The 23,140-nt window shown below is 63.2% G+C and carries 20 protein-coding genes and 1 tRNA gene; 14 read left to right on the top strand and 7 right to left on the bottom strand.

Translation table 11 applies throughout. The features are described 5' to 3' along the window. Window positions 1-9 precede the first annotated feature (9 nt). The gene (locus tag NLY43_RS24805; RefSeq protein WP_023710954.1) at window positions 10-696 is read right to left on the bottom strand and encodes a GNAT family N-acetyltransferase; all 687 of its coding nucleotides are present in this window, start codon (window positions 694-696) and stop codon (window positions 10-12) included. An 83-nt stretch (window positions 697-779) separates the two neighbouring features. On the opposite strand from NLY43_RS24805, the gene NLY43_RS24800 reads away from it, so the two are divergent. Next, the gene (locus NLY43_RS24800; protein WP_023710953.1) at window positions 780-1,964 is read left to right on the top strand and encodes a pyridoxal phosphate-dependent aminotransferase; all 1,185 of its coding nucleotides are present in this window, start codon (window positions 780-782) and stop codon (window positions 1,962-1,964) included. A 12-nt stretch (window positions 1,965-1,976) separates the two neighbouring features. On the opposite strand, the gene NLY43_RS24795 is transcribed toward NLY43_RS24800, so the two are convergent. Continuing rightward, window positions 1,977-2,738: an SDR family oxidoreductase gene (locus NLY43_RS24795; RefSeq protein ID WP_023710952.1), complete on the bottom strand. Its 762-nt coding sequence runs from the start codon at window positions 2,736-2,738 to the stop codon at window positions 1,977-1,979. Between the two features lie 142 nt (window positions 2,739-2,880). On the opposite strand from NLY43_RS24795, the gene NLY43_RS24790 reads away from it, so the two are divergent. Continuing rightward, window positions 2,881-3,003 carry a hypothetical protein gene (locus NLY43_RS24790; protein WP_023710951.1) on the top strand — a complete coding sequence of 41 codons (123 nt, stop codon included), beginning with the start codon at window positions 2,881-2,883 and terminating at the stop codon, window positions 3,001-3,003. Window positions 3,004-3,091: 88 nt separating this feature from the next. On the opposite strand, the gene NLY43_RS24785 is transcribed toward NLY43_RS24790, so the two are convergent. Next, window positions 3,092-3,829 (bottom strand): tellurite resistance TerB family protein, encoded by a 738-nt coding sequence (locus NLY43_RS24785; RefSeq protein WP_023671935.1) that lies wholly within the window; start codon window positions 3,827-3,829, stop codon window positions 3,092-3,094. A 205-nt stretch (window positions 3,830-4,034) separates the two neighbouring features. Here NLY43_RS24785 and NLY43_RS24780 point away from each other — a divergent pair, with 205 nt between their 5' ends. After that, on the top strand, window positions 4,035-4,397 hold the full coding sequence (locus NLY43_RS24780; RefSeq protein ID WP_023710950.1) for a YybH family protein: 363 nt from the start codon (window positions 4,035-4,037) through the stop codon (window positions 4,395-4,397). Window positions 4,398-4,420: 23 nt separating this feature from the next. Here the strand turns inward: NLY43_RS24780 and trhO are convergent, their stop codons facing one another. After that, window positions 4,421-5,347 (bottom strand): oxygen-dependent tRNA uridine(34) hydroxylase TrhO, encoded by a 927-nt coding sequence (gene trhO / locus NLY43_RS24775; protein WP_023710949.1) that lies wholly within the window; start codon window positions 5,345-5,347, stop codon window positions 4,421-4,423. Between the two features lie 173 nt (window positions 5,348-5,520). Here trhO and NLY43_RS24770 point away from each other — a divergent pair, with 173 nt between their 5' ends. Beyond that, on the top strand, window positions 5,521-6,159 hold the full coding sequence (locus NLY43_RS24770) for a 2-dehydro-3-deoxy-phosphogluconate aldolase (protein WP_023710948.1): 639 nt from the start codon (window positions 5,521-5,523) through the stop codon (window positions 6,157-6,159). 138 nt (window positions 6,160-6,297) lie between these two features. Here NLY43_RS24770 and NLY43_RS24765 read toward each other — a convergent pair. The 3 genes from NLY43_RS24765 to NLY43_RS24755 all read right to left on the bottom strand — a co-directional run bounded on the left by NLY43_RS24765 (window position 6,298) and on the right by NLY43_RS24755 (window position 10,241). After that, a tRNA-Gln gene (locus NLY43_RS24765) sits at window positions 6,298-6,371 on the bottom strand. 115 nt (window positions 6,372-6,486) lie between these two features. Next, entirely contained in the window at window positions 6,487-8,313 is a 1,827-nt protein-coding gene (mepK, locus tag NLY43_RS24760; RefSeq protein WP_023710947.1) for a peptidoglycan L,D-endopeptidase MepK, read from the bottom strand. Window positions 8,314-8,702: 389 nt separating this feature from the next. Beyond that, window positions 8,703-10,241, bottom strand: a complete 1,539-nt coding sequence (locus tag NLY43_RS24755; RefSeq protein ID WP_023671940.1) for a sigma-54-dependent transcriptional regulator — start codon at window positions 10,239-10,241, stop codon at window positions 8,703-8,705. A 145-nt stretch (window positions 10,242-10,386) separates the two neighbouring features. Between NLY43_RS24755 and NLY43_RS24750 the strand changes: the two genes are divergently transcribed. From NLY43_RS24750 to hemH, 10 genes are all read left to right on the top strand, one after another. Continuing rightward, window positions 10,387-12,225, top strand: a complete 1,839-nt coding sequence (locus NLY43_RS24750) for a M3 family oligoendopeptidase (RefSeq protein WP_023710946.1) — start codon at window positions 10,387-10,389, stop codon at window positions 12,223-12,225. A 414-nt stretch (window positions 12,226-12,639) separates the two neighbouring features. Beyond that, on the top strand, window positions 12,640-13,356 hold the full coding sequence (locus NLY43_RS24745; RefSeq protein WP_023683256.1) for a helix-hairpin-helix domain-containing protein: 717 nt from the start codon (window positions 12,640-12,642) through the stop codon (window positions 13,354-13,356). Window positions 13,357-13,519: 163 nt separating this feature from the next. Then, window positions 13,520-14,665 carry an aminodeoxychorismate synthase component I gene (locus tag NLY43_RS24740; protein WP_023683255.1) on the top strand — a complete coding sequence of 382 codons (1,146 nt, stop codon included), beginning with the start codon at window positions 13,520-13,522 and terminating at the stop codon, window positions 14,663-14,665. Then, the gene (locus NLY43_RS24735; RefSeq protein ID WP_031199162.1) at window positions 14,614-15,276 is read left to right on the top strand and encodes an aminotransferase class IV family protein; all 663 of its coding nucleotides are present in this window, start codon (window positions 14,614-14,616) and stop codon (window positions 15,274-15,276) included. The genes NLY43_RS24740 and NLY43_RS24735 overlap by 52 nt, the downstream gene beginning before the upstream one ends. A gap of 52 nt (window positions 15,277-15,328) precedes the next feature. After that, window positions 15,329-16,252 (top strand): heme-dependent oxidative N-demethylase family protein, encoded by a 924-nt coding sequence (locus NLY43_RS24730; protein WP_023701040.1) that lies wholly within the window; start codon window positions 15,329-15,331, stop codon window positions 16,250-16,252. 2 nt (window positions 16,253-16,254) lie between these two features. Beyond that, complete coding sequence (locus NLY43_RS24725) at window positions 16,255-17,493, top strand: hypothetical protein (protein ID WP_023710945.1); 1,239 nt, start codon at window positions 16,255-16,257, stop codon at window positions 17,491-17,493. 127 nt (window positions 17,494-17,620) lie between these two features. Then, entirely contained in the window at window positions 17,621-19,066 is a 1,446-nt protein-coding gene (locus tag NLY43_RS24720; RefSeq protein ID WP_023710944.1) for a homospermidine synthase, read from the top strand. Between the two features lie 186 nt (window positions 19,067-19,252). Beyond that, window positions 19,253-19,630 carry an Omp10 family outer membrane lipoprotein gene (locus tag NLY43_RS24715; RefSeq protein ID WP_023671949.1) on the top strand — a complete coding sequence of 126 codons (378 nt, stop codon included), beginning with the start codon at window positions 19,253-19,255 and terminating at the stop codon, window positions 19,628-19,630. Between the two features lie 197 nt (window positions 19,631-19,827). Then, complete coding sequence (locus tag NLY43_RS24710) at window positions 19,828-21,855, top strand: bifunctional metallophosphatase/5'-nucleotidase (protein ID WP_023701038.1); 2,028 nt, start codon at window positions 19,828-19,830, stop codon at window positions 21,853-21,855. A gap of 156 nt (window positions 21,856-22,011) precedes the next feature. After that, window positions 22,012-23,076: a ferrochelatase gene (gene hemH / locus NLY43_RS24705; protein ID WP_023686407.1), complete on the top strand. Its 1,065-nt coding sequence runs from the start codon at window positions 22,012-22,014 to the stop codon at window positions 23,074-23,076. Window positions 23,077-23,140 lie beyond the last annotated feature (64 nt).

The following is a 23,140-nucleotide window of genomic DNA, read 5'->3' as shown; positions in this document are numbered from 1 at the left end:
AAACTCCTGTTACGCGCCGAACTCGGCGCGGAAATCCTCGAGCCGCCGCTTCTGCCGGCCTTCGCCATCGAAATTGGCAGGATCGAGCCATGCCTCATAGGCTTTGCGCAGCGCCGGCCATTCCTTGTCGATGATCGAGTACCATGCCGTATCGCGGTTTTCACCCTTGACCACAAGATGCTGGCGGAAAATGCCCTCGAACTTGAAGCCGAACCGCTCCGCAGCGCGCTTCGAAGGGTCGTTGCGGTTGTTGCATTTCCACTCGTAGCGGCGATAGCCGAGCCCGTCGAAAATGTACTTCATGAACAGGAACTGCGCCTCGGTCGCTGCCGGCTTGCGCGAGATCAGTGGCCCCCAATAGATGTTGCCGATCTCGATGACGCCATAGGCGGGATCGATGCGCATCAGCGTCTGTCGCCCGGCGACCTTGCCGCTGGCCTTGTCGATGACGGTGAAGAACAGCGGATCCTCGCTCGCCTCGACCTTGTCCAGCCATGGCTGGAAATCGGCGCGGGTTTGCGGCGGGTAGTCGGGCAGCCAGGCAAAGCGTCCATCGATGTCGGGCACGGACGACGCCTCGTACAACCCATCGCCGTGCTTTTCGGCGCTCAGCGGTTCGAGCCGGACATAGCGGCCGTCAATGGGCTTGCGCTCGGGCCGCGGACGCGCTTGCCAATCTTTGAGATTTTCCGACACGCAAAACTCCAATCCGTTTGACTTTTGTGAGCAGACGCTCACAAAAACGCGACCTAACAGCAAGAACCACACGGACGGGAAAAATGCTCCACACGATTTCGGCCTTCGACCGTCTCGGCGAGGAAAACGCCTTTGCCGTGCTGGCGCGCGCGACTGCACTGGCTCAACAGGGCCGCGACATCGTCAATCTCGGCATCGGCCAGCCCGACTTCAAAACGCCGCAGCACATTGTCGAGGCCGCGATCAAGGCGCTGCGCGACGGCCACCATGGCTACACCCCCGCCAATGGCCTGCTGGCGACGCGCGAAGCGGTGGTGCGGCGCACGCTGACCACTACCGGCGTCGAAGTCTCGCCCGAGAATGTAATGATCCTGCCCGGCGGCAAGCCGACCATGTTCGCGGCCATCTTGATGTTCGGCGAACCCGGCGCCGAGATCCTCTATCCAGACCCAGGCTTTCCGATCTACCGCTCGATGATCGAGTTCACCGGCGCCGCGCCCATTCCGGTGCCGATCCGCGAGGAGAACGGCTTTGCCTTCTCGGCAGAAGAGACGCTGGCGCTGATCACGTCGAAGACCAGACTGCTAATCCTCAACTCACCGGCCAACCCGACCGGCGGCGTCACGCCGCGCGCCGAGATCGAGAAGCTGGTGAAGGGACTGCAAGCGCATCCGCAGGTCGCCATCCTCTCCGATGAAATCTACGACGTCATGACCTATGACGGCGAGACGCATTTTTCGCTGCTCAATTTTCCGGAAATTCGCGACCGGCTGATCGTGCTCAACGGCTGGTCGAAGACATGGGCGATGACCGGCTGGCGCATGGGCTGGTCGATCTGGCCGAATGGCGACAAGGGCGGGCATCTCTACGACAAGGTCCGCAAGCTGGCGGTCAATTGCTGGTCCTGCGTCAACGCGCCGAGCCAGTTCGCCGGCATCGCCGCGATCGACGGCCCGCAGGACGATGTCGACAAGATGATGCGCGCCTTCGACAACCGCAGGAAGATCGTGGTCGAGGGGCTGAACGCGCTGCCCGGCGTCTCCTGCATAACGCCGAAGGGCGCCTTCTATGCCTTTCCGAATGTCTCGAAGACCGGCTGGAAGGCCAAGAAGCTCGCCTCGGCACTGCTCGAGGAGGCCGGCGTGGCGCTGATCGGCGGTCCCGATTTCGGCATTCTCGGCGAAGGCTACATCAGGCTTTCCTACGCCAATTCCGAAGAGAACATCTTGCGAGCGCTGGAGCGGATCGAGGCGTTTTTGAAGAAGTAGGCCTTCGGCTGCTCACCCACGCCCCACGAACGGCATCTTGGTCGCCATCACGGTCATGAACAGCACGTTGGCGTCGAGCGGCAGGCTGGCCATGTGGACGACGGCGTCGGCGACGCGTTGGACGTCCATCACCGCTTCGGCGGCGATGGTGCCATTGGCCTGCGGCACGCCGACCGTCATGGCATGCGCCATATCGGTCAGCGCGTTGCCTATGTCGATCTGGCCGCAGGCGATATCATAGGGCCGGCCGTCGAGCGCCAGCGTCTTGGTCAGCCCCGATATGGCGTGCTTGGTCGCGGTGTAGGGCACCGAGCCCGGCCGTGGCGCATAGGCCGACACCGAGCCATTGTTGATGATGCGGCCGCCCATCGGCTTTTGCTTGCGCATGGCGCCGAAGGCGGCGCGGGCGCACAGGAAGGATCCGGTGAGATTGACGCCGACAATATCGTTCCAAACCTCGACCGGTATCTCGTCGATCGGCGTCGACTTGTAGCTCATGCCGGCATTGTTGAAGAGCAGGTCGACGCGGCCGAAGGCTGCGGCCACCGTCTCGAACAGATCATCGACTTCGCCGGCCTTGCTGATGTCGCAGGCAACTGCCAGCGCCTTGGCGTCCGCTTTCCCGGCTTCGGTAATGGCGGCGTCGAGCACCGCTTTGCGGCGGCCGCAAAACACCGTGTTCCAGCCCGCCTTGAGCAGCGCCGTGGCGACGCTCTTGCCGATGCCGGTGCCGGCGCCGGTGACGATGGCGGTTTTCTCTGTGAGGGCTGTCATGGATTTCGCTCCTGCGCGCCGCGCATCCCGGCAACAGATCGGGGTGCATCCGAATGCACCGACCCATCGCAAATGACGGGGATCATGGCAAGCCGGACACTGTGCATGTCGCTCAAAGTGGCCCCGGTTGTGAGAGAACGACATGCATCAGGACAAAAACATGAAGCGCGACGCACTTTATGTGATCGGTCCAACAAAAAGGGCGGTCATTGGCGACCGCCCTGATCTGAACCGGGCTTGGGAGGAGGAAAGCCGATCCGACTGACTAAAATCATGCGCTTCCTCGGTAAACGAGACGTTAACGCATTTTTTCCGGCCTCGGCCCCCCTGCCCCAGGCGCGCGGCTGCGTTGTCTACCAGCGCGGGTTCGGCGCCGTGCCTGACGGGACCGGCACCTTGGCCGCCGACACCGTCGCCTCGACATGATCGACCAGCGCATCCGGCAGGCCGAGCCGGCCGGCGAGCAGGTCGAGATAGCCGCGTTCGGCGCGCGTATCGGGGTCGATCGTCAGTCGCGACGCCGTGTAGAGCTCGAGCCTCTGCTCATCGGTCTTGGCGCCGGCGACCAGCGTATCGAGGTCGAGCGGGCTGTCCAGCTCGGCCATCAGAAACTTTTCCGCTTCCGTGCCGATGCCGGCCAGACTGAGCTTGCCGGCGATCTTTTGGCGTTCCGCGTCATCGACATGGCCATCGGCCTTGGCCGCCGAGATCATCGCCCGCACCAGGGTCAGCGTGAACTCGTCCTCGCCCTGTGGCGCCTGTGAAGGATGAAAGCCGGTGTCGGCGGGCGGCGGCAGCAATTCCGGCTGGCCGGCCGCCGGCGCCTGCTCGGGTGCATTGCCGGCCTTGTAATTCTGGTAGGCCTTGTAGGCGAGACCGCCGATCGCAGCCAGTCCGCCGAGCTTCACGGCCGTGCCGGTGACCTGCCGTCCCGTGCCGGTTCCAAGCAGCACCGCAGCCAGCGCACCGGCGGCCAGCGGATTGTCCTTGGCCATCTGCACAGCCTGCCCGGCCTTGTCGCGAACGGTGCCGGTTGTGCCGGGAACTTGCGAGCCGAGCAGATCGTCGAGAAGCTTCTTGGGGTCGAACATGGTGCCTCCAGAAAAGGGCCCGCGCCAAACGTGAACGGGCAGGTTTTGGACGTTGCAGAGGTAGGTCCCGCACACTGACATTACAATGACGGAGACGCGCTTTGCTATCGGCGCCGGCAATGCCGCAAATCGGTGATCGGTGTGTCAATACCGGCCCCGGCTTGCGCTAATGTCGCCGCCGCATTGCCGAGGGAGGAACCTTGCCGTGACCGATCAACCTGGCCGGGAACCGGCTCGCGATCCGCAGGATCTGGAACGTTTGTTGATCGACCGGCAGTGGGCCGGAGACATTGACGGCATGGTGGCGTTGTTCCAACCCGATGCCGTCATCGATACCGGAGCAGCCGAATTGACGCGTGGCCATGAGGCGATCCGCGCTTTGTTCGAAGCCTTTGCCGCGAGCTGGCGAAAATTCCAGCGCGGCGAGCAGCGCCCGGCGGCCATTAACGGCGACCTCGCGTTGACGTCGACCAGGCTTGCCGACGGCTCGATAACCTCAGAGGTCGCGCGCCGGCAGGCCGACGGCACATGGCTGTGGGTGATCGACCGCTATTCTGTCGTTTGGTGATCCAGTCAGGGCGTCGGCGGCACTTAACTGCCGATATGTCCCCTGCCCTGCGCCTGCGCAAGTTCGACCTGGCGCTGGCGCTCGGCATAGCGGGTGCGATCCTCATCCGAGCGTGCCTCGTAGCAATGCGGGCATGACACGCCGGTGGAAAAATGCGGCGACAGCCGGTCCTCCGGCGTCAGCGGATGCCGGCAGGCGCGGCAGAGTTCGGCCTCGCCTTCGGTCAACCCATGCGACACCGAGACCCGCTCGTCGAAGACGAAACACTCGCCCTGCCACAGGCTGTCTTCGGCCGGCACCTCTTCAAGATATCTGAGGATGCCGCCCTTGAGATGGAACACATCCTCGAAGCCGAGCGACTTCACATAGGCCGTCGCCTTTTCGCAGCGGATGCCGCCGGTGCAGAACATCGCAACCTTGCGGCCGTCGAGTTGGTCGCGGTGTTTTTCCACCCAGGCCGGGAATTCGCGAAAGCTCGACGTGCGCGGGTCCACCGCGCCCTCGAACGTGCCGATCGACACTTCGTACGCGTTGCGTGTGTCGATGACGATGGTGCCGGGGTCCGAGATCAGCGCGTTCCAGTCGGCCGGCGCGACATAGGTCCCCGCACCCGTCGCCGGGTCGAGGTCTTCGACGCCCATGGTGACGATCTCGCGCTTCAGCCGCACTTTCATGCGATGGAACGGCATTTCGGCGGCAGTGCTGTATTTGACCTCGAGATCGGCAAGACCCTCGATGGCCTCGAGATAAGCGATCAGGTCGGCTATGTCGGTTTCGCTGCCGGCGACCGTGCCGTTAATGCCCTCCTGCGCCAGAAGCAGCGTGCCCTTGATGCCGCGCCCGCAGCAGAAGGCGGCAAGCGGCGTGCGCAAGACCCGCAGCGCGTCGAAGTCGCCCAGCCTCGCAAATTTGTAGAGCGCGGCGACGCGCACGGGTTCATGGTTGGTCATCGCCAAGCCACTAGACTGTGGTCAAAGCGGATTCAAGGCAGAGCTAAAGCACTTCGTCGGTATTCGCCCGCAGGCTCGTTGGCCGACATGTGACATCGCGGCAGGCCGGGTTTCGTGGACTCGGAATCGGCCTTCTGCTAATCGGTTGAAATCACCTAGGGAGAGACAAGCCAATGCTCAGCAAGACCGAAACGCTCCTGTCGCTGCTCAATGGCCAGCCGGTCATTCCGGTGCTGAAGATCGCCAATGTCGCGGACGCCGTCCCGCTCGCCCGGGCGCTGGCCGCCGGCGGCCTGCCGGCAATCGAGATCACGCTGAGAACCGCCGATGCGCTGGAAGCGATCCGCCGCGTCGCCGGTGAGGTCGAGGGCGCCATTGTCGGCGCCGGCACAATTCTCGATGCCAAGCAGTTCGACGAGGCAGCGGCCGCCGGATCGAAATTCATCGTCAGCCCCGGCATCACGCGAGAGTTGCTGGCGGCGACCAAGGACAGCGACGTTCCCTTGCTGCCCGGCGCCATCACGCCCGGCGAGATCATGGCTGCCCGCGAGGCCGGCCTGCGGTTCCTGAAATTCTTCCCGGCCGAACAATCCGGCGGCATCGCCTCGCTGAAGGCCTTTGCCTCGCCGCTGGCCGACGTGAAATTCTGCCCGACCGGCGGCATCTCGGCCAAGAACGCCGCCGACTATCTCAGCCTGTCCAACGTTATCTGCGTCGGCGGCTCGTGGGTGGCGCCGGACGAGTTGGTCAAGGCCGGCAAGTGGGATGAGATCGAGGCGCTCGCACAGACCGCGAGCAAGCTCGGAAAATAACCTCCGCTACTTTGTCTTTGCGCAATTCCCAAGGGAAGCGCTCCGCGCTTTTCCGGGAAAATCACAGTGTTCCCGGAATTGCACTCGGCACAAAAACCCGCCAGCTGCGCCGACCGGGTTTGCTACGCGTTGAGATTTTGGTTCCCGCTCATGGGCTCGAACCACGATTCACGCCTTCAAAGGGCGCTGTCCTACCATTAGACGAAGCGGGAATGCAGTTTGGTGGTTAGCATTCTGTGGCGATGGAAGCCAGTGCTCGATATCTCGCTAGAAGCAAAAGCCGCGCGGGTTGCCCAGCGCGGCTTCAATGTTTACCCCGTCGAGCTCTTACTTCGTCTGGAAGCGGGCGACCGAAAGGAATTTTACGGCATTGCCGGTGAAGCGGTTGGCATCGGCCATCTGGTTGTCCGCATGGAAGCCTGCGGTGTAGACCTCGCTCGGCGGCGTATGCACGATGTTGTAGGCATAGCGCGGCGCAGTCGTCGGGCTGGAAACGGTGGCGATGTTGTCGCCGCTGCTCAGCGCCCAGCGCGCCGCCTGCGGTTCGGCCGCCACCACCACTGCCTTCGGTCCTGGCTTCAGGTCGCGGGCCGAAGCCCTTGCTTCCTTGCGTGTCGTCTTGACGCCGGCGCCGATCACCGAGGCTGGATCGGTACCGGCGGGACGGGCAGCAATAGCGCCGCGCGGCGATGCGGCATCGACACCTGACGGATCGTTGAACGCCGAGCGCGGCTCAAGCGACGCAACCTGATAGTCGTCGGTAGCACCGGCTGCATCGGCGGCGCTGGCCTGTTCGAGAACCGCCTTGACCTCGTCCGGACGCTGCGACGGCAGCACCGAGAACGCGTCGGTTGCGGTCTGCTTGTGGGCAGCCGTATCGGCCAGCGCCAGCAGAACGCCCTTGTCCTGCGGCGCAAGCTCAGCCGGCGGCGAAGAGCGGTCGGGACGCCAGGTCGGCAACGGGACGTTGACCGCGACCTGCGCCGGAGCGGCAGCTTGATCGGCCCCCTGGTCGGCATTGCTCGCATCGGCCGTGCCGAACGGCACATTGGCCGGCGCCTGCGCCGTCGCCACCGTCTGTTCGGTGGTGGCATCGGCCACGCCGAACGGCACGGTCTCAGGTTGTTGCGCGCCGACATCGGCCTTCGGCCGCGGTGCGAAAGCGGGCAGCGGCACTTCCTTGGCGGGCAGCGCGGCGATGATCGTCTCCGGCGTGTCCTGCGGCTCCGAATCGTCAGCGCTGTCGTCGGCAAGCTGCGGAATGTTGGCGCGCTTGGCGTTCTGCGGCGACACGATCGCGATGCCAGGCAGATTGCTGTTGTTGTTGCTCGTGGCAGCCAGCACCGGCTTCACGCTTCTCGGCGGCGGCGCGGCGGTAGCGACATCGGCGCTGTCGTCGGCTTCGTCTTCACCGCCACCGCCAAAGAACGCGGACAGGAAGCCACCGGATTTCTTGGTGCTGCCGCCTGCGCTGGCCATCATGATGGCAGGAGAACCGGCGCCCTTGCGCGCCTTGTAGGAGGCGAGCGCCTGGTCATAACCCGGCAACGGCCTGCCGTCGCTCGGCACATGCAGCGTCTTGCCATTGGGGAACAGGCTGACCAGTTCCTGGCGGCTGATGCCTGGCCAATGCCGCACATTGCCGACGTCCATGTGGACGAAGGGCGAACCCGACGACGGATAGTAGCCGACGCCGCCGCCCTGCATCTTCAGGCCGATGTTACGCAGCTTTTTCAGCGGCACACCCGGAATGTAGAAGTCCATCGCCTTGCCCAGCATATGCTGGCTTTCCTTGGCGACACCGCGGCTGCGGCTGCGCAGCATCGAATTAGTCGACGGCGAGCGATAGCCGCAGACGACCTGGATATAGTCGGTGGCCCCGGCCTGCCGGTAAGCTTCCCACACCAGATCGAGCAGGCGCGGATCCATCTTGGTCGGTTCGTTGCGACGCCAGTCGCGCAGGATGATGTTGATCTTCCTGAGGCCTGCCGGATCGTAGCGGCCATTGCGCTTGTAGACGATCTCGGCCTTTTCGTGCGTGTGGAGGTGATAGAGCTTGAGCGAGCGCGTTTCAGCGCTGGCGCCGGCAGCAGTTGCGGCGAGGAAAGCGAACGCAACGATCAACGCTGCCAGCCATCTCGGCCAGACGCCCATGTGATCGCGCCGCCCGTTTCTGTGTCGTTCGACTTTGTTCAAATCAAAAGGCCTTGCAGGCTGCCGTTTGTCCCCGGATTTGTCCAAACGGATGCGTGGTTCTCACATCCGAATATCGATCCTAATGGTTAATCATCGCTTATTGAAGCCGAAATGCGGTAACACCGTGGCGATATCCCGTCAAAAATAATACACAGGATTTCTTGGTAAACTGCTGGTTTAGATCAAGATTCAGCCTTTTCCCGCTACACGATCTGTTACCGCTGGCCTTAATGCGTGAACAACGCTGTCCGCATCAGCCATATTCCCGCCCCAACCCTTATGCAGCGCCGGATGTGGCATGGCAAGCTGGTCCCGGCCTTGCGTTGGCAAGCTGTGGAATTCGGCGTTCAGGAGGCAAGGCGGTCGAGGCGGCCGGTTTCCGGGTCGATGCCGTATTCCTTGAGCTTGCGGTAGAGCGTCGAGCGGCCGATGCCGAGACGCCGTGCGACCTCGCTCATCTGGCCGTTGTAATGGTCGATGGCGAGCTTGATCATTTCGAGTTCGACATCGGCCAGCGCACGCACATTGCCACGCTCGTCCAGCGCCCTCAATGTGCCGAAACGCTGAAGCAACCTGGCCGGAGGGGCGAGCTCGGCAGCTGCAGTACCGGCGTCATCAGTCTGCGCGCCATCGCCTTGCGATCCGGTGCTCAAGGCCATGCCGGGGTCCGACAAGGACGCATCGGCGTCGAGATTGACGGTGCCGTCGACCTGCGCCCGGATCTGCGGAAATTCGTCAGTCGTGAGCACATCGCCTTCGGCAAGCACCGAGGCCCTGAACACGGCGTTTTCCAGCTGCCTGATGTTTCCCGGCCAATCATAGGCCTGCAGCATGGCCAGTGCGGCATCCGAGATGCCGTGCAGGCGATTGCCCGCCGGCGCCACCTTGTCCATGAAATGCTTGACCAGATAGGGGATGTCGTCGCGGCGGTCGCGCAGCGGCGGCACGACGATCGGGTAAACGTTGAGCCGGTAGAACAGGTCCTCGCGAAACTTGCCGTCCTTGACCTGCTGCAGAAGGTTGCGGTGCGTGGCCGAGATCAGCCTGATGTCGACCCTGACGGTGGAACGGCCGCCGACCGGATCGACCTCGCCATCCTGCACGGCGCGCAACAGCTTGACCTGCACGTCGAGCGGCAGGTCGCCGATCTCATCCAGGAACAGGGTGCCCGAATGCGCCTCGACGAACTTGCCGGTGTGCTTTTCGGTGGCGCCGGTGAACGAACCTTTTTCGTGACCGAACAGGATCGATTCGACCAGATTGTCGGGGATGGCGCCGCAATTGACGGTGACGAACGGCTTTGTGCGGCGTTCGCCGCTGCCCTGGATGGCGCGCGCCACCAATTCCTTGCCGACGCCCGATTCGCCCTCGATCAGGATCGGGATGTTGGAGGCCGCAGCCTTCTGGCCGAGGCGGATCACCCGGTCCATCGCCGGGCTGTGCGTGATCATGTCCTTGAAGGTCAGGTGGCCGCCGCGACGCCGCGACGTGCGCTTGACCTCGTCCTCGACCGCCTCGACCTTGAGCGCGTTGCCGACCGCGGTCTGCAGCCGGTCGGGAGACGCCGGCTTGACGACAAAATCGAAAGCGCCGTGGCGCATCGCCGAAACCACCGTTTCGATGCCGCCCTGCGCAGTCTGCACAATGACGGGAACAGTGATGCCGCGCTCGCGCATCGCCTTCAGCACGCCGATGCCGTCGAGGCCCGGCATGACAAGGTCGAGGATGACTGCCGAAATATCCCTCGCATTGGGTCCGTCAAGCGCGCTCAGACCGGCCTCGCCGCCATCGGCAACGATGGCGCTGTGGCCGAATTTCGTCACCGCCGCCTCGAGCAGCCGGCGCTGCACGGGATCGTCATCGACTATAAGAATGGAACCTGTCATGACTGATTTGAGTTGCCCGCCTGGGAAATTCCCATGGATCATCTTGGCACAGGGTTCTAAACAAGGTTTCAAAAAACCCGGTGAACGAATTCCTTAGGATTTGACCGGCTTGTCCTTTCCCCTTGATTCCAGAAGGTAATTGTTGATGAGCAGGATTCTCGGTCGGCAGCTTGCGGCGGTAGCGTCCGGTCAGGGCGCGGCGGAACTCGGCGACCTGCCGGAATGGAATCTCGCCGATCTTTATTCCGGCATGGAGGCGCCCGAACTGAAGCGCGACCTTGCCAAGGCGGCGGCCGATGCCGTCGCCTTCGAGAACCGCTGGAAGGGCACGCTGGCTGCGGAGGCCGAGCGCGGCAGCGCCGGCAGGCTTGGCGAGGCGCTGACAGCCTATGAGGCGCTGGAGGAACTGATCGGCCGCATCGTCTCCTATGCCGGCCTGATCTATGCCGGCAACACCGCCGATCCGCAGCGCGCAAAGCTCTATGGCGACATCCAGGAGAAGATGACCGACGCCAGCGCGCATCTTTTGTTCTTCGCGCTGGAGCTGAACCTGATCGACGACAAGGCGCTCGAAGCAGCCCTCGCCGCCGACGCCGGCTTTGCCCATTACCGCCCCTGGGTGCTCGACCTCAGAATGGACAAGCCCTACCAGCTCGAGGACCGGGTCGAGCAGCTGTTCCATGAGAAATCGATCACCGGACGCGGTGCCTGGAACCGGCTGTTCGACGAGACGATGACCGATCTGCGCTTCGACATAGACGGCGAGGAACTGACGCTGGAGCCGGCGCTGAACCGCCTCCAGGACGCCGATGGGGAGGTCCGCCGCCGCGCCTCCGAAGCGCTGGCCGCAACCTTCCGCAAGAGCCTGCGCACCTTAACGCTGATCACCAACACGCTGGCCAAGGACAAGGAGATTTCCGACCGCTGGCGTGGCTTTGAGGACATCGCCGACTCCCGCCATCTCGCCAACCGCGTCGAGCGCAGCGTGGTTGATGCGCTGGCGTCTGCCGTGCGCGAGGCCTATCCGCGCCTGTCTCATCGCTACTACGCGATGAAGGCGCGCTGGCTCGGCATGGAGGTGATGAACCACTGGGACCGCAACGCCCCCTTGCCCGAAACGCCGCAAGCGGTGATTCCTTGGGATGATGCCAGGAACACTGTGCTGTCGGCCTATCAGCGCTTTTCCCCCGACATGGCGGAGATCGCCCGCACCTTCTTCGACCGCAACTGGATCGACGCGCCGGTCAGGCCCGGCAAATCGCCCGGCGCCTTCGCCCATCCGACCGTGCCTTCGGCGCACCCTTACGTGCTGCTCAACTACATGGGCAAGCCGCGCGATGTGATGACGCTGGCGCATGAACTCGGCCACGGCGTGCATCAGGTGCTGGCCGGCGGCCAGGGCGCCCTGATGGCTTCGACGCCGCTGACTTTGGCCGAGACGGCCTCGGTGTTCGGCGAGATGCTGACCTTCCGTTCGCTGCTCGACCAGACCACCGACAAGCGCGAGCGCAAGGCGATGCTCGCCCAGAAGGTCGAGGACATGATCAACACGGTCGTGCGCCAGATCGCCTTCTACGAGTTCGAGCGCAAGGTGCATGCAGAGCGCAAGAACGGCGAACTGACCTCCGACAAGCTCGGCCAGTTCTGGCTCGAGGTGCAGGCCGAAAGCCTGGGGCCGGCGATCAAGCTGCGTGAGGGCTATGAGGTCTTCTGGACCTACATCCCGCACTTCGTCCACTCCCCCTTCTACGTGTACGCCTATGCCTTTGGCGACTGCCTGGTGAACTCGCTCTACGCGGTCTACCAGAACGCCGAGCATGGCTTCCAGGACAAGTATTTCGAGATGTTGCGCGCCGGCGGCACCAAGCATCACTCGGAGCTTCTCGCGCCCTTCGGCCTCGACGCCACCGACCCCGCCTTCTGGCAGATCGGGCTTGGCGTGATCGGCGGCCTGATCGACGAGTTGGAAGCGCTCGACAGTTAATGCGCGCACCCATTGGACCGATGGCGCAGAGTGACAGGTTCAGGAGCGGTCTCGACTTTGCGGAATCGCAGAACAGTTTAGCCGGAATGCATGTGACGGCAGCGTTGTTCTTGTTCTAAATATCTGTTCTTGAATAACTCTCCGGCGAAATTTTCCGTTAGCTTTCCCGAAGCCGTATGATAGCTTTCCGACCGAAGCTCAGCCGGGCGCGCGGCTTAAGGCCGGACAGCATCCCGGCCCATGGCAGCGGTCTGACGAATGCGACAGCGACGGTTGGCAATGGGCGGGAAAGCCGAACGCCGACAGTCGACGACAGACCGGCTGTTCCCTGAGCCGCCGAACCACATTGGATGATCCGATCTGCCAAGGTCATGACTTGGGACGGCGGCGGACGGATCCGACTGGAGAGAGACGATGACCTTCTTTTACATTGTCCTGGCGTTCCTTGTAGGTGTGTTGGTTGGCTGGTTTATCTGGGGCCGGCTGCGCGGCGAACTTGACAGCCTGCGCGGCGATCTCGACCGCACCCGCAGCGAGCGTGACAGACTGCGCGCCGACGCCGATCGTCTGACTGGCGAACTCGACGCCTGCGGCAAGACCCGCGCCGATCTCGAACGCCGGCTGCGTGAAACATCGACTCCATCCGCCAAGCCTTCCAGTTCGGCGCCGGCCGCGCTGGTGTCGACAGCGGCAACGGCCAAGTCCGCCTCGGCCGCGAAACCTGCCCCCGCCAAACCCGCCGCGGCCAAACCAGCTGCGGCCAAATCCGCGGCCGCAAAACCAGCGGCCAGCAAACCTGCCGCCGCCAAGGCCGCGCCCAAAGCCGCGGCTTCAAAGCCCGCCGCCGTCCCGAAGAAGGCCGCCCCGGCAGCTGGGAAGGCCGACAATTTGCGTCGCCTGATCGGTATCGGCCCGGTCAACGACAAACTGCTCAAGGGCCTTGGCGTCACGACCTACGCGCAGATCGCCGGCTGGACCGCGGCCGACGTCAAGCGCATCGAGGACACGCTGAATTTCGACGGCCGCATCGCTCGCGAAAAGTGGGTCGAGCAGGCCAAGCTGCTTGCCGCCGGCGACGAAAAGGAGTTCGCACGCCAATTCCCGAGCGCCGGGACCGCCAACAACAGCTGATCTGTCATCGGCAACATAACCAGAAGGCGGCGCTCTCGGGCGCCGTCTTTGTTTTTGCATTCGCCACTGTCTTTGCGCCCTGCGACGCCGCTCCCTCGATTGCACGCCGCCCGGCCCCCATATAGAGCGGTTCTGGCGTCATCGACCGCAGTACCCGAGCCCCATGCCCCTGCCCTCTGCCATTTTCCGCAACGATGAAAGCGGCCGTCAGTTGGTCTTCGACCACCCGGCCGACATCATCATTGCCTATGATGGCAAGGATTTTCTGCCGGCGCTGGCGGCCGCGCAGGCGGCGAGCGATGCCGGCAAATGGCTGGCCGGCTATTTCTCCTACGAAGCGGGCTATCTGCTCGAACCGAAACTGGTGCCGCTGTTGCCTGAAGGCCGGCGCGCGCCACTGGTTTGTCTGGGTGTCTTCGATGCTCCGGCCGAAGAGGCCGTGCCGCGCAACGATGCGCCGGCCACCAATGGCCCCATCTTCGACGCCAGGGCCAGTTGGTCCGCTCAGGACTACGCCAAACGCTTCGCGCGCCTTCACGACCACATCCGCAAGGGCGATTGCTACCAAGGCAACCTGACCTTTCCGGTCCGTGCCCAATGGTCGGGCGATCCGCTTGCTGCCTTCGACGCACTGACAGGACGCCAGCCGGTCAAGTATGGCGCACTGATTTCGCTCGGCGATCCCATCGTCTTGTCGCGTTCGCCCGAGCTGTTCTTCGAGATCGATGCCTTAGGCATGATCGAAACCCATCCGATGAAGGGCACCGCACCGCGCGGCGCGACCAAGGCCGAGGACGCGCGGTTGAAGTCCTTCTTGCGCAGCGATGAAAAGAACCAGGCCGAGAACCGGATGATCGTCGATCTCCTGCGCAACGACATCTCCCTGATCAGCGAGATCGGCACGCTGGAAGTGCCGGAACTGTTCCGCATCGAGAGCTACCCGACCGTCCATCAGATGGTGAGCCGTGTGCGGGCGAAGCTTCTGCCTGATCTCGGCATCCGCCAAATCTTTGGCGCGCTGTTTCCCTGTGGCTCGATTACCGGCGCACCGAAAATCCGCGCCATGGAAATCCTGCACGAGCTGGAAGAGACACCGCGCGACGTCTATTGCGGCGCCATCGGCTGGATCGCGCCTGCCGGCATGATGCGCTTTTCGGTGGCGATCCGCACCATATCGCTCTTTTCCAGTGGCGAGGCCGTTTACAATGTCGGCGGCGGCGTCGTCTTCGATTCGACGGCGCAAGAGGAGTATCAGGAGTGTCTGCTGAAGGCGCGCTTCGCGACGGGGACACCGCCGATTTCGAGCTGATCGAGACGATGCGCTGGGAGCCCGGCCAGGGCTTTCTGCGCTTCGAACGCCATCTCGCGCGCCTTTATGGCTCGGCGGAAGAACTCGGCTTTGCCTGCGATCCGCAGCGGATCGGCGAGGTGCTGGCGAATACTATCGGGGCGCAGCAAAAGGCGCTGCGCACCCGGCTCGTCCTGCAGCGCAATGGCGAAGTGACCGCCTCGGTCCAGCCCTATGAGCCGTTCGCCGCCGACAAGGTCTGGCGGCTGCAGCTGGCACGGGTGCGGCTCTCCTCCACCGACACGCTGCTGCGCCACAAGACCGGCCGGCGGCAAGTCTACACTCACGCCCGCTCCGAATATCTGATCACCCAGGCCGACGAAGTGTTGCTCGCAAATGAGCGCAGTGAAATCTGCGAAGGCACCATCACCAACGTCTTCGCCGATTTCGGTGATGGCATGCTGATGACACCCAGGCTCGACTGCGGGCTGCTGCCTGGCGTATTGCGCGCCGAGCTGCTGGACGAAGGCCGCGCCCAGGAGGCGATCTACAGCTATGACGAGTTGAAATCCGCCAAAACACTGTTCGTCGGCAATTCTCTGCGCGGCTTGATCCCGGCAACATTGGCCTGATACGAAGCGGCTGCGAGAATAACCGCCGGCATTGGACACTTTCTAGCGAAGCATGAATTCTCGTCAGCCCACGCACACGCCCTATGATGGCTCCTCAAAGCTCTTCACCATCGGGCTGAAGCCGCTCGAACTCGACAAGTGGATCGAGGTCGACCGGTATCTCTTCGACCATCTCGCCGAAAAGCGCCGGCTGTATGCCGAAATCCCCGACAAGGTGTTTGTCGAGGAAGACGGCACGCGCGACGCCCAGCGCGAAGTGCGCGGCCTCATCGAAGCACATCTGCTGTCGACATTTCCCGGGATGTACCGGCGCACCAATGCCGGGGTTGAGGTCATTGGCGCCAAAGCCGACTCTGACGCCACCTTCCCCGATGCCCCGCTGGTCGCAGCGTCGCTGCTCGTCCAGGAAGACCTGATCCTGATGCGCCGTGACGACACCGGCTGGCGACTCGCCGCCGGCTCGCTGTGCTTCCCGTCATCCTGGTCGCTGGTCGAAAAATTCGGCCGGCCGCTGCAGCAGATCCACGCACCGGTGCCGGGCTTCGGTCCGGGCACCAGGCCGGCCGAGCTCATCAACCGCATGTTCGACGGCCTGCAGGGTCAGGCTGTCGAACGCTTCAACTGGTCGATCCAGGCCGACGACGCGCTCTATCATCCGCTCTCCAATGTCGAGCGCATCGACCGCGCCACCAGGCGCCCCTCGCGATTTCCCGACGGCGACGTCAACACCCACGCCTTCATCCGCGTCGAGCGCCAGACGCTGCGCAAACTGCCTCTGTCGCGCGACATCCTGTTCACCATCCGCATCCACCTCGACCCGCTGAAAGTGCTGGCGCGGCATCCCGACCGGGCAACGCTTGCCGCCTCTTTCGCGGCGCAATTGCAGGCGCTGGATGAGGCTCAACTCGACTATAAGGGGATGACGTCAGACCGTGACAGGCTGGTGCAACGCCTGCAAGCCATGACGCTGGAGTGACGATGATCCGAAAAATCCTGGAGCAAGCCGTATTGCTCGGTGCATTGCTGGCGTTGCCGGCAACGGCGCTCGCCGACCCCGTCACCTATGCCGGCAAGCTCGGCAACATCGACATCGTCGTCGAGTTTACCGGCGATCCGGCGACGGCTGGAGAGGCACTGGCGGCGCGCTATTTCTACCGCACCAAGGGCATCGATATTCCTCTGCAGGCGAAGTCGAGCAAGGGCGCCACCTTTCAATTGGCCGAGGAAGAAGCCTGCGATGCCAAGAAGTGCGGCGACGGCCAGGCTCCACCCATCGGCGCCGTCTGGCGGTTGAGTTCCGCCGACAAGGGCAAGACGCTGGAAGGCACCTGGACGGCCAAAAAGACCCTGCCGCTGAAGCTGACAAGGATCGCCAGCCGTGCCCAGACGGAGACGCCGGCGACGACGCCACGCGATCTCTATGATTTCACCGACATGACATTCTCGGGCGACGATGCGCCGATCACCATGGCGGCATCGCCCTACGACTATCTCAAGCTGGATTTCGCGCCCAAGGCAGACGCCAAGGAAGGTTGGCCGGATGCAGCCTACAACTATGTCACCGATCCGCGCACCAAATTCGCCAGGCCGCGCATCGTCGATCTCGCCGGCAGTGCGCCGATCGAAGCCGCCAATGCCTTGCTGCAGAACCGCCATTGGCATGACAGCCTCAGCGCCTTGACGTGCGCGGCGCTGCAATATGCCGGTTTCCACGACGGGCCGCCGATGGAGGGCATGGACGACGATTCGCTTGGCGGCTATGAAGACACGACGTCCAAAGTTACGTCATTGACGCCGAAGCTGATGAGCTGGTCGGAATCCGGCAGCCTCTATTGCGGCGGTGCGCATCCGAACAACTATTCCGACGCCTATGTCATGGACGTGCGCCGTGGCGCCTTGCTTACCCTTCAGGACATGTTTTCCGATACGGGCGACGGCAAGCCAGGCCCCTCGCTGGCCGCCTTCGTCAGGGAAAACCGCAAGAAGCCAAGCGACCAGACCGAGGTGGATTACGAGGCCGAATGCGGCATCGACGATTTGATCAGCGACTATCTCGGCGCCAGCCTGAAGCGCGATGGCGACAGGCAGGTTCTGGTCTTCGGGCTGCAAGGTTTGCCCAACGTCATCCAGGCTTGCGGCGACGATCTCGTTGAAATGCCGGTCTCCGAAGCACAAGCGCTGTTCACACCGGAATTCGCGAAACTGCTCGAACCGTAGGCGCATCTGCGCCGTCGGGAACTAACCTTATCCCTGCTTTTCGCTTTATTGTGACAATGATCTATGGTTTGTCGCGCGGCGGTCGAACGGCCGTTTTGGCGCGTTGCTTGAAGGAGTGCTCGATAAAATGGCGAATGAAAACTGGCCCGTTTACGGTGAAATCACCGGCCCTGTCGTGATGATCGGCTTTGGTTCGATCGGACGGGGAACGCTGCCTCTGATCGAGCGCCATTTCAAATTCGACAAGTCTCGCATGACGGTCATCGACCCGCTCGACACCGACCGCAAGCTGCTCGACGAGCGCGGCATCGCCTTCGTGCAGGAGCACGTGACCGAGAAGAACTACAAGAAACTGCTGACGCCGCTTTTGACCAATGGTGGCGGCCAGGGCTTTTGCATCAATCTGTCGGTCGATACCGGCTCGGTCGACCTGATGCGGCTCTGCCGCAAGCTCGGCGTGCTCTACATCGACACCGTCGTCGAGCCGTGGCTCGGCTTCTATTTCGACGCCAAGGCCGGCAATGCCAGCCGCACCAACTACGCGCTGCGCGAAGCCTTGATCAAGGAGAAGCACGACAAGCCCGGCGGCGCTACCGCGGTTTCGACCTGTGGCGCCAATCCGGGCATGGTCTCGTGGTTCGTCAAGCAGGCGCTGCTGAACCTTGCCGGCGACCTCGGCCTCGAGTTTTCCGAACCCGCGCAGGACGACCGTGACGGCTGGGCGAAGCTGATGAAGAAGGCCGGCGTCAAGGGCATCCACATCGCCGAGCGCGACACCCAGCGCACCAAGAAGCCGAAGCCGATGAACGTGTTCTGGAACACCTGGTCGGTCGAAGGTTTCATCTCGGAAGGGCTGCAGCCGGCCGAGCTCGGCTGGGGCACGCATGAGAGATGGATGCCGAAGAACGGCAAGGAGCACAAGCATGGCTCCAAGGCTGCGATCTATCTCGAACAGCCCGGCGCCAACACCCGCGTGCGCTCCTGGTGCCCGACGCCGGGCGCGCAATACGGTTTCCTGGTGACGCACAATGAGGCGATCTCGATCGCCGACTTCTTCACCGTGCGCGGTAAGAAGGGCAAGGTCCAATACCGCCCGACCTGCCATTATGCCTATCACCCCTGCAACGACGCCGTGCTGTCGCTGCACGAAATGTTCGGCGCCGCCGGCAAGGCGCAACCCGTGCACCATGTGCTGGACGAAAACGAGCTGGTCGACGGCGTCGACGAGCTTGGCGTGCTGCTCTACGGCCATGCCAAGAACGCCTACTGGTACGGTTCGCAGCTGTCGCTGGCCGAAGCCCGCAAGCTGGCGCCCTACCAGAACGCTACCGGCATGCAGGTCACCTCGGCCGTGCTCGCCGGCATGGTCTGGGCGCTGGAAAACCCGGAAGCCGGCATCGTCGAGGCCGACGAGATGGACTACAAGCGCTGCCTGGAAGTGCAGTCCCAGTATCTCGGACCGGTCAAGGGCTACTACACCGACTGGACGCCGCTCGATAACCGTCCGGGCCTGTTTCCCGAGGACCTCGACAAAAGCGACCCGTGGCAATTCCGCAACATCCTCGTTCGATAGCGGTTCCATACCCCTGCCCCACTGCCTTGCAATCGCCCGGAAATCGGGCGATTGAAGGGATGCGGACGAGAGCAGTGTGCATCCGTTTGGACGCACGAGGGACGGCTCTGGAAACTTGAGGCCACGCACATCGGTTCCCCAAACGTCGTTTGGCGATTGGGCCGATGCGCCAGGAGAGGATTTGATATGACGATTGCGCGCAAAATTCTTTCTGCGGGCGCGGCGGGCGTTCTTGCGACGATGCTTGCCGCCTGCACCACCGGCGGTTCCGACGGGCCACCGATCTCATCGCAGGCGCGAGGCGTCGAAGGCTCCTGGCTGAACGCCGAGGGCAAGGCGGTCTCGACATTGAACGGCGGCGTCTTCACCACCGTTTCGGCGGAGACCGGTGAGAAATTCGCTGACGGCAGCTACACCAAGACCGGCGCCACCTCGGTCGAGATCAACGGAACCTCGCTGATCCGGCAGCAGCCAATCGCTTTCAACTGCCTGCTGGTGTCCATAAACCAGCTGAATTGCACCAGCTCCGCCGGGCAGAACTTCGTGCTGACCAGGCGCGGCTGAACCTTTCCCATGCGGCTTTGCGGATGGCGGCGGCGCGATGCCGCCGCCTTTTTTATGCCGGCAAACCGATGCCGGTTATCCGCCCTGATTCTTCTTGCATCGCCACAACCGCGATGTGAACATACCCGAAATGCTGGCTGTTATCCTGCAGTCGGGCAAGAGCGTTAAACGCCTTTGATCATATCCGGGAGACGAAGATGAAGAAGCTCGCCGCCATTGCCGCCCTCTCTGCCTCGACACTCGGCCTGTCGGCCGCACCATCCTTTGCCGACTACACGTTGAACATCCTGCATTTCAACGATTGGCACAGCCGCATCGAAGGCAACAACAAATACGAGTCAACCTGCTCGGCCGAGGAAGAGACCAAGGGTGAGTGCATCGGCGGCGCCGGCCGGCTGGTCACCGCGATCGCACAGGAGCGCAAGAAGCTCGAAGGCCAGAACGTGCTGCTGCTCAATGCCGGCGACAGCTTTCAGGGATCGCTGTTCTACATCACCTACAAGGGCACGGCGGAGGAGGAATTCCTCAATCAGATCAAGCCCGACGCGGTGACGCTCGGCAACCACGAATTCGACGATGGCGAGAGCGCGCTGGTGCCTTATCTCGACAAGGCGAAGTTCCCGATCGTCAGCGCCAATGTCGTGCCCAACGACAAGTCCGGCGCCGCAGGCAAGATCAAGCCGTCGATTGTGCTTGAGGTCGGCGGCCAGAAGATCGGCATTGTCGGCGCCGTGACCAACGACACGCCGGAACTCGCCTCTCCCGGCCCCAACATCACCATCGCCGACGACGTCAAGTCGATCACCGCCGAGGTCGAGAAGCTGAAGGCGCAAGGCGTCAACAAGATCATTGCCGTCACCCATATCGGCTACAGGCGCGAGCGCGATGTCATCGCCAAGATCCCGGGCATCGATGTGGTGGTCGGCGGCCACAGCCATTCGCTTCTGTCCAACACCGACCCGAAGGCTGAAGGCCCCTACCCGACGATGGTCGACAACCCCGACGGCTCCAAGGTGCCTGTGGTGCAGGCCGCGTCCTATTCGAAATATCTCGGCGAATTCAAGGTCGTGTTCGACGACAATGGCAACGTCAAGGAAGCCAGCGGCGACCCGATCTTCCTCGACAAGTCGATCACTCCCGATCCGGCCGTTCTTGCCCGCATCAAGGAGCTTGGCGCGCCGATCGAGGCGCTGAAGAACAAGGAAGTGGCCGAGACCACCGAGGCCATCGACGGCAGCCGCGAAAGCTGCCGCACCAAGGAATGCGCGATGGGCAACCTCGTCTCCGACGCCATCCTCGACCGCGTCAAGGGACAGGGCGTCGAGATCGTCGTCTCGAATGGCGGCGGCCTGCGTGCTTCGATCGACAAGGGCACCGTCACCATGGGCGAGGTGCTGACCGTGCTGCCGTTCCAGAACACGCTGGCGACCTTCCAGATTTCCGGAAAGGATCTGGTTGCCGGGCTGGAAAACGGCGTCAGCCAGGTCGAGGACGGCGGCGGCCGCTTCCCGCAGGTGGCAGGTCTCAAATACTCCTTCGACAAGTCGGTCGCGCCCAATGCCGGCCGAGTCAAGTCGGTCGAGGTGATGCAGAACGGTGCCTGGGCGCCGATCAATCCGGACAAGGACTATCTGGTCGCCACCAACAATTACGTCCGCCAGGGCGGCGACGGCTACAAGGTCTTCGCCGAGAAGGCCAAGAACGCCTATGATTACGGCCCGGGCCTCGAACAGGTGGTCGCCGACTATCTCGCCGCGCACCGGCCCTATACGCCCAAGCTCGACGGCCGCATCACCGAGGTTACCGCAACCGTAGCGGCTGCCCCGGCCGCCGAGCCGGCAAAACCAGCCGAACCGGCACCTGCTCCAGCGGAACCGGCAAAACCGGCCGAGGCTGCACCGGCGGAGCCGGCGATGCCCGCATTGCCGGCAGGCTCCGGCGACATCACCACCACGCCGCCGACTGTCCCGGCGGAAACCGCCCCGGCAACGCCGGCTCCGGCCGAACCGGCAAAACCGGCCGAAGCCGCACCTGCTCCGGCAAAGCCGGCTGACGCCGCCCCGGCCGAAGCCAGCCATGTCATCGTCGCCGGCGATACCTATTGGGATCTCGCCAAGAAGGCCTACGGCGACGGCGCCAAGTGGAAGGTGATCTCCGAGGCCAACAAAGGCTACGAACCACGCCGGCTTCCTGTCGGCGCGACCTTGACCATTCCGGCGAAGTAACCTCGCTTCGCACTTGCGACCAGCAAAACCCGTCCGGGTAACCGGCGGGGTTTTTGGCTTTCAAGGTAAGGTGCGGCCAGACGCAGCATTGAAAACTCGCGCCGCATCGCTAGTTTCGCCCGACATCGTCGGTTTTCGCGGTGTCGGGAGACCTTCATGACGCTTTCCACGCCTGTCGACCCCAAAGCCGCGAAAGCGCTCGACCCGCTACCGGCCGGACATCCGCCGGTAAAGGCAGGCAAGATCGGCGTCATGCTGGTCAATCTCGGCACGCCCGACGGTACCGATTTCAAGCCGATGTGGCGCTATCTCCGCGAATTCCTGTCCGATCCGCGCGTCATCGAACTCAACAAGGCGATCTGGTATCCGATCCTCTACGGCTTGGTACTGACCACCAGACCGAAGAAGTCCGGCGCCAATTACGCCAGGATATGGAACCGCGAGAGGAACGAGTCGCCGCTGCGCACCTACACCCGCGCGCAGGGCGAAAAGCTGGCCGCAGCGCTCATCGACCTACCCGATGTCGTGGTCGACTGGGCGATGCGCTACGGCAACCCCTCGACCGCGAGCGTCGCTCAAAGGCTGGTCGAGCAAGGCTGCGACCGCATCCTGTCGTTCCCACTCTACCCGCAATACTCCGCGACCACCACCGCGACCGCCAACGACCAGCTGTTTCGCGCCTTGATGAAGATGCGCCGCGCGCCTGCCGTGCGCAGTGTTCCGCCCTACTATGACGAGCCGGTCTACATCGAGGCGCTCGCCCATTCGATCGAACGGCATCTGGCAACGCTAGACTTCGAGCCCGAGGTGGTCATCACCTCCTATCACGGCATCCCGAAGCCCTATTTCGAGAAGGGCGATCCCTATCACTGCCACTGCCAGAAGACGACACGGCTGTTGCGTGAACGACTGGGGTGGGATGAAAAGAAGCTGATCATCACCTTCCAGTCGCGCTTCGGCGCCCAGGAATGGCTGCAGCCCTACACCGACAAGACGGTCGAGAAACTGGCGAAGGACGGCGTGAAATCGATCGCCATCGTCAACCCAGGCTTTTCCGTCGACTGCATCGAGACGCTGGACGAAATCGGCCGCGAGGCGGCCGAGACCTTCCATCACGCCGGCGGCGAGAAATTCGCCCACATCCCGTGCCTCAACGACAGTGCAGAAGGCATGGCGGTGATCGAGGCGATGGTGCGGCGCGAGCTGTCGGGCTGGGTCTGAGGCCGCCACGTTGCGGCGATCGATCGCCGCAGTTGCGCTATTCCATGCACCAATAATCAACGAT

It is taken from the genome of Mesorhizobium sp. C416B, from assembly GCF_030323165.1.
Lineage (GTDB): Bacteria > Pseudomonadota > Alphaproteobacteria > Rhizobiales > Rhizobiaceae > Mesorhizobium.
The sequence above is the reverse complement of the archived record's forward strand: the minus strand, read 5'-3'. Positions and strand labels throughout refer to the sequence as shown.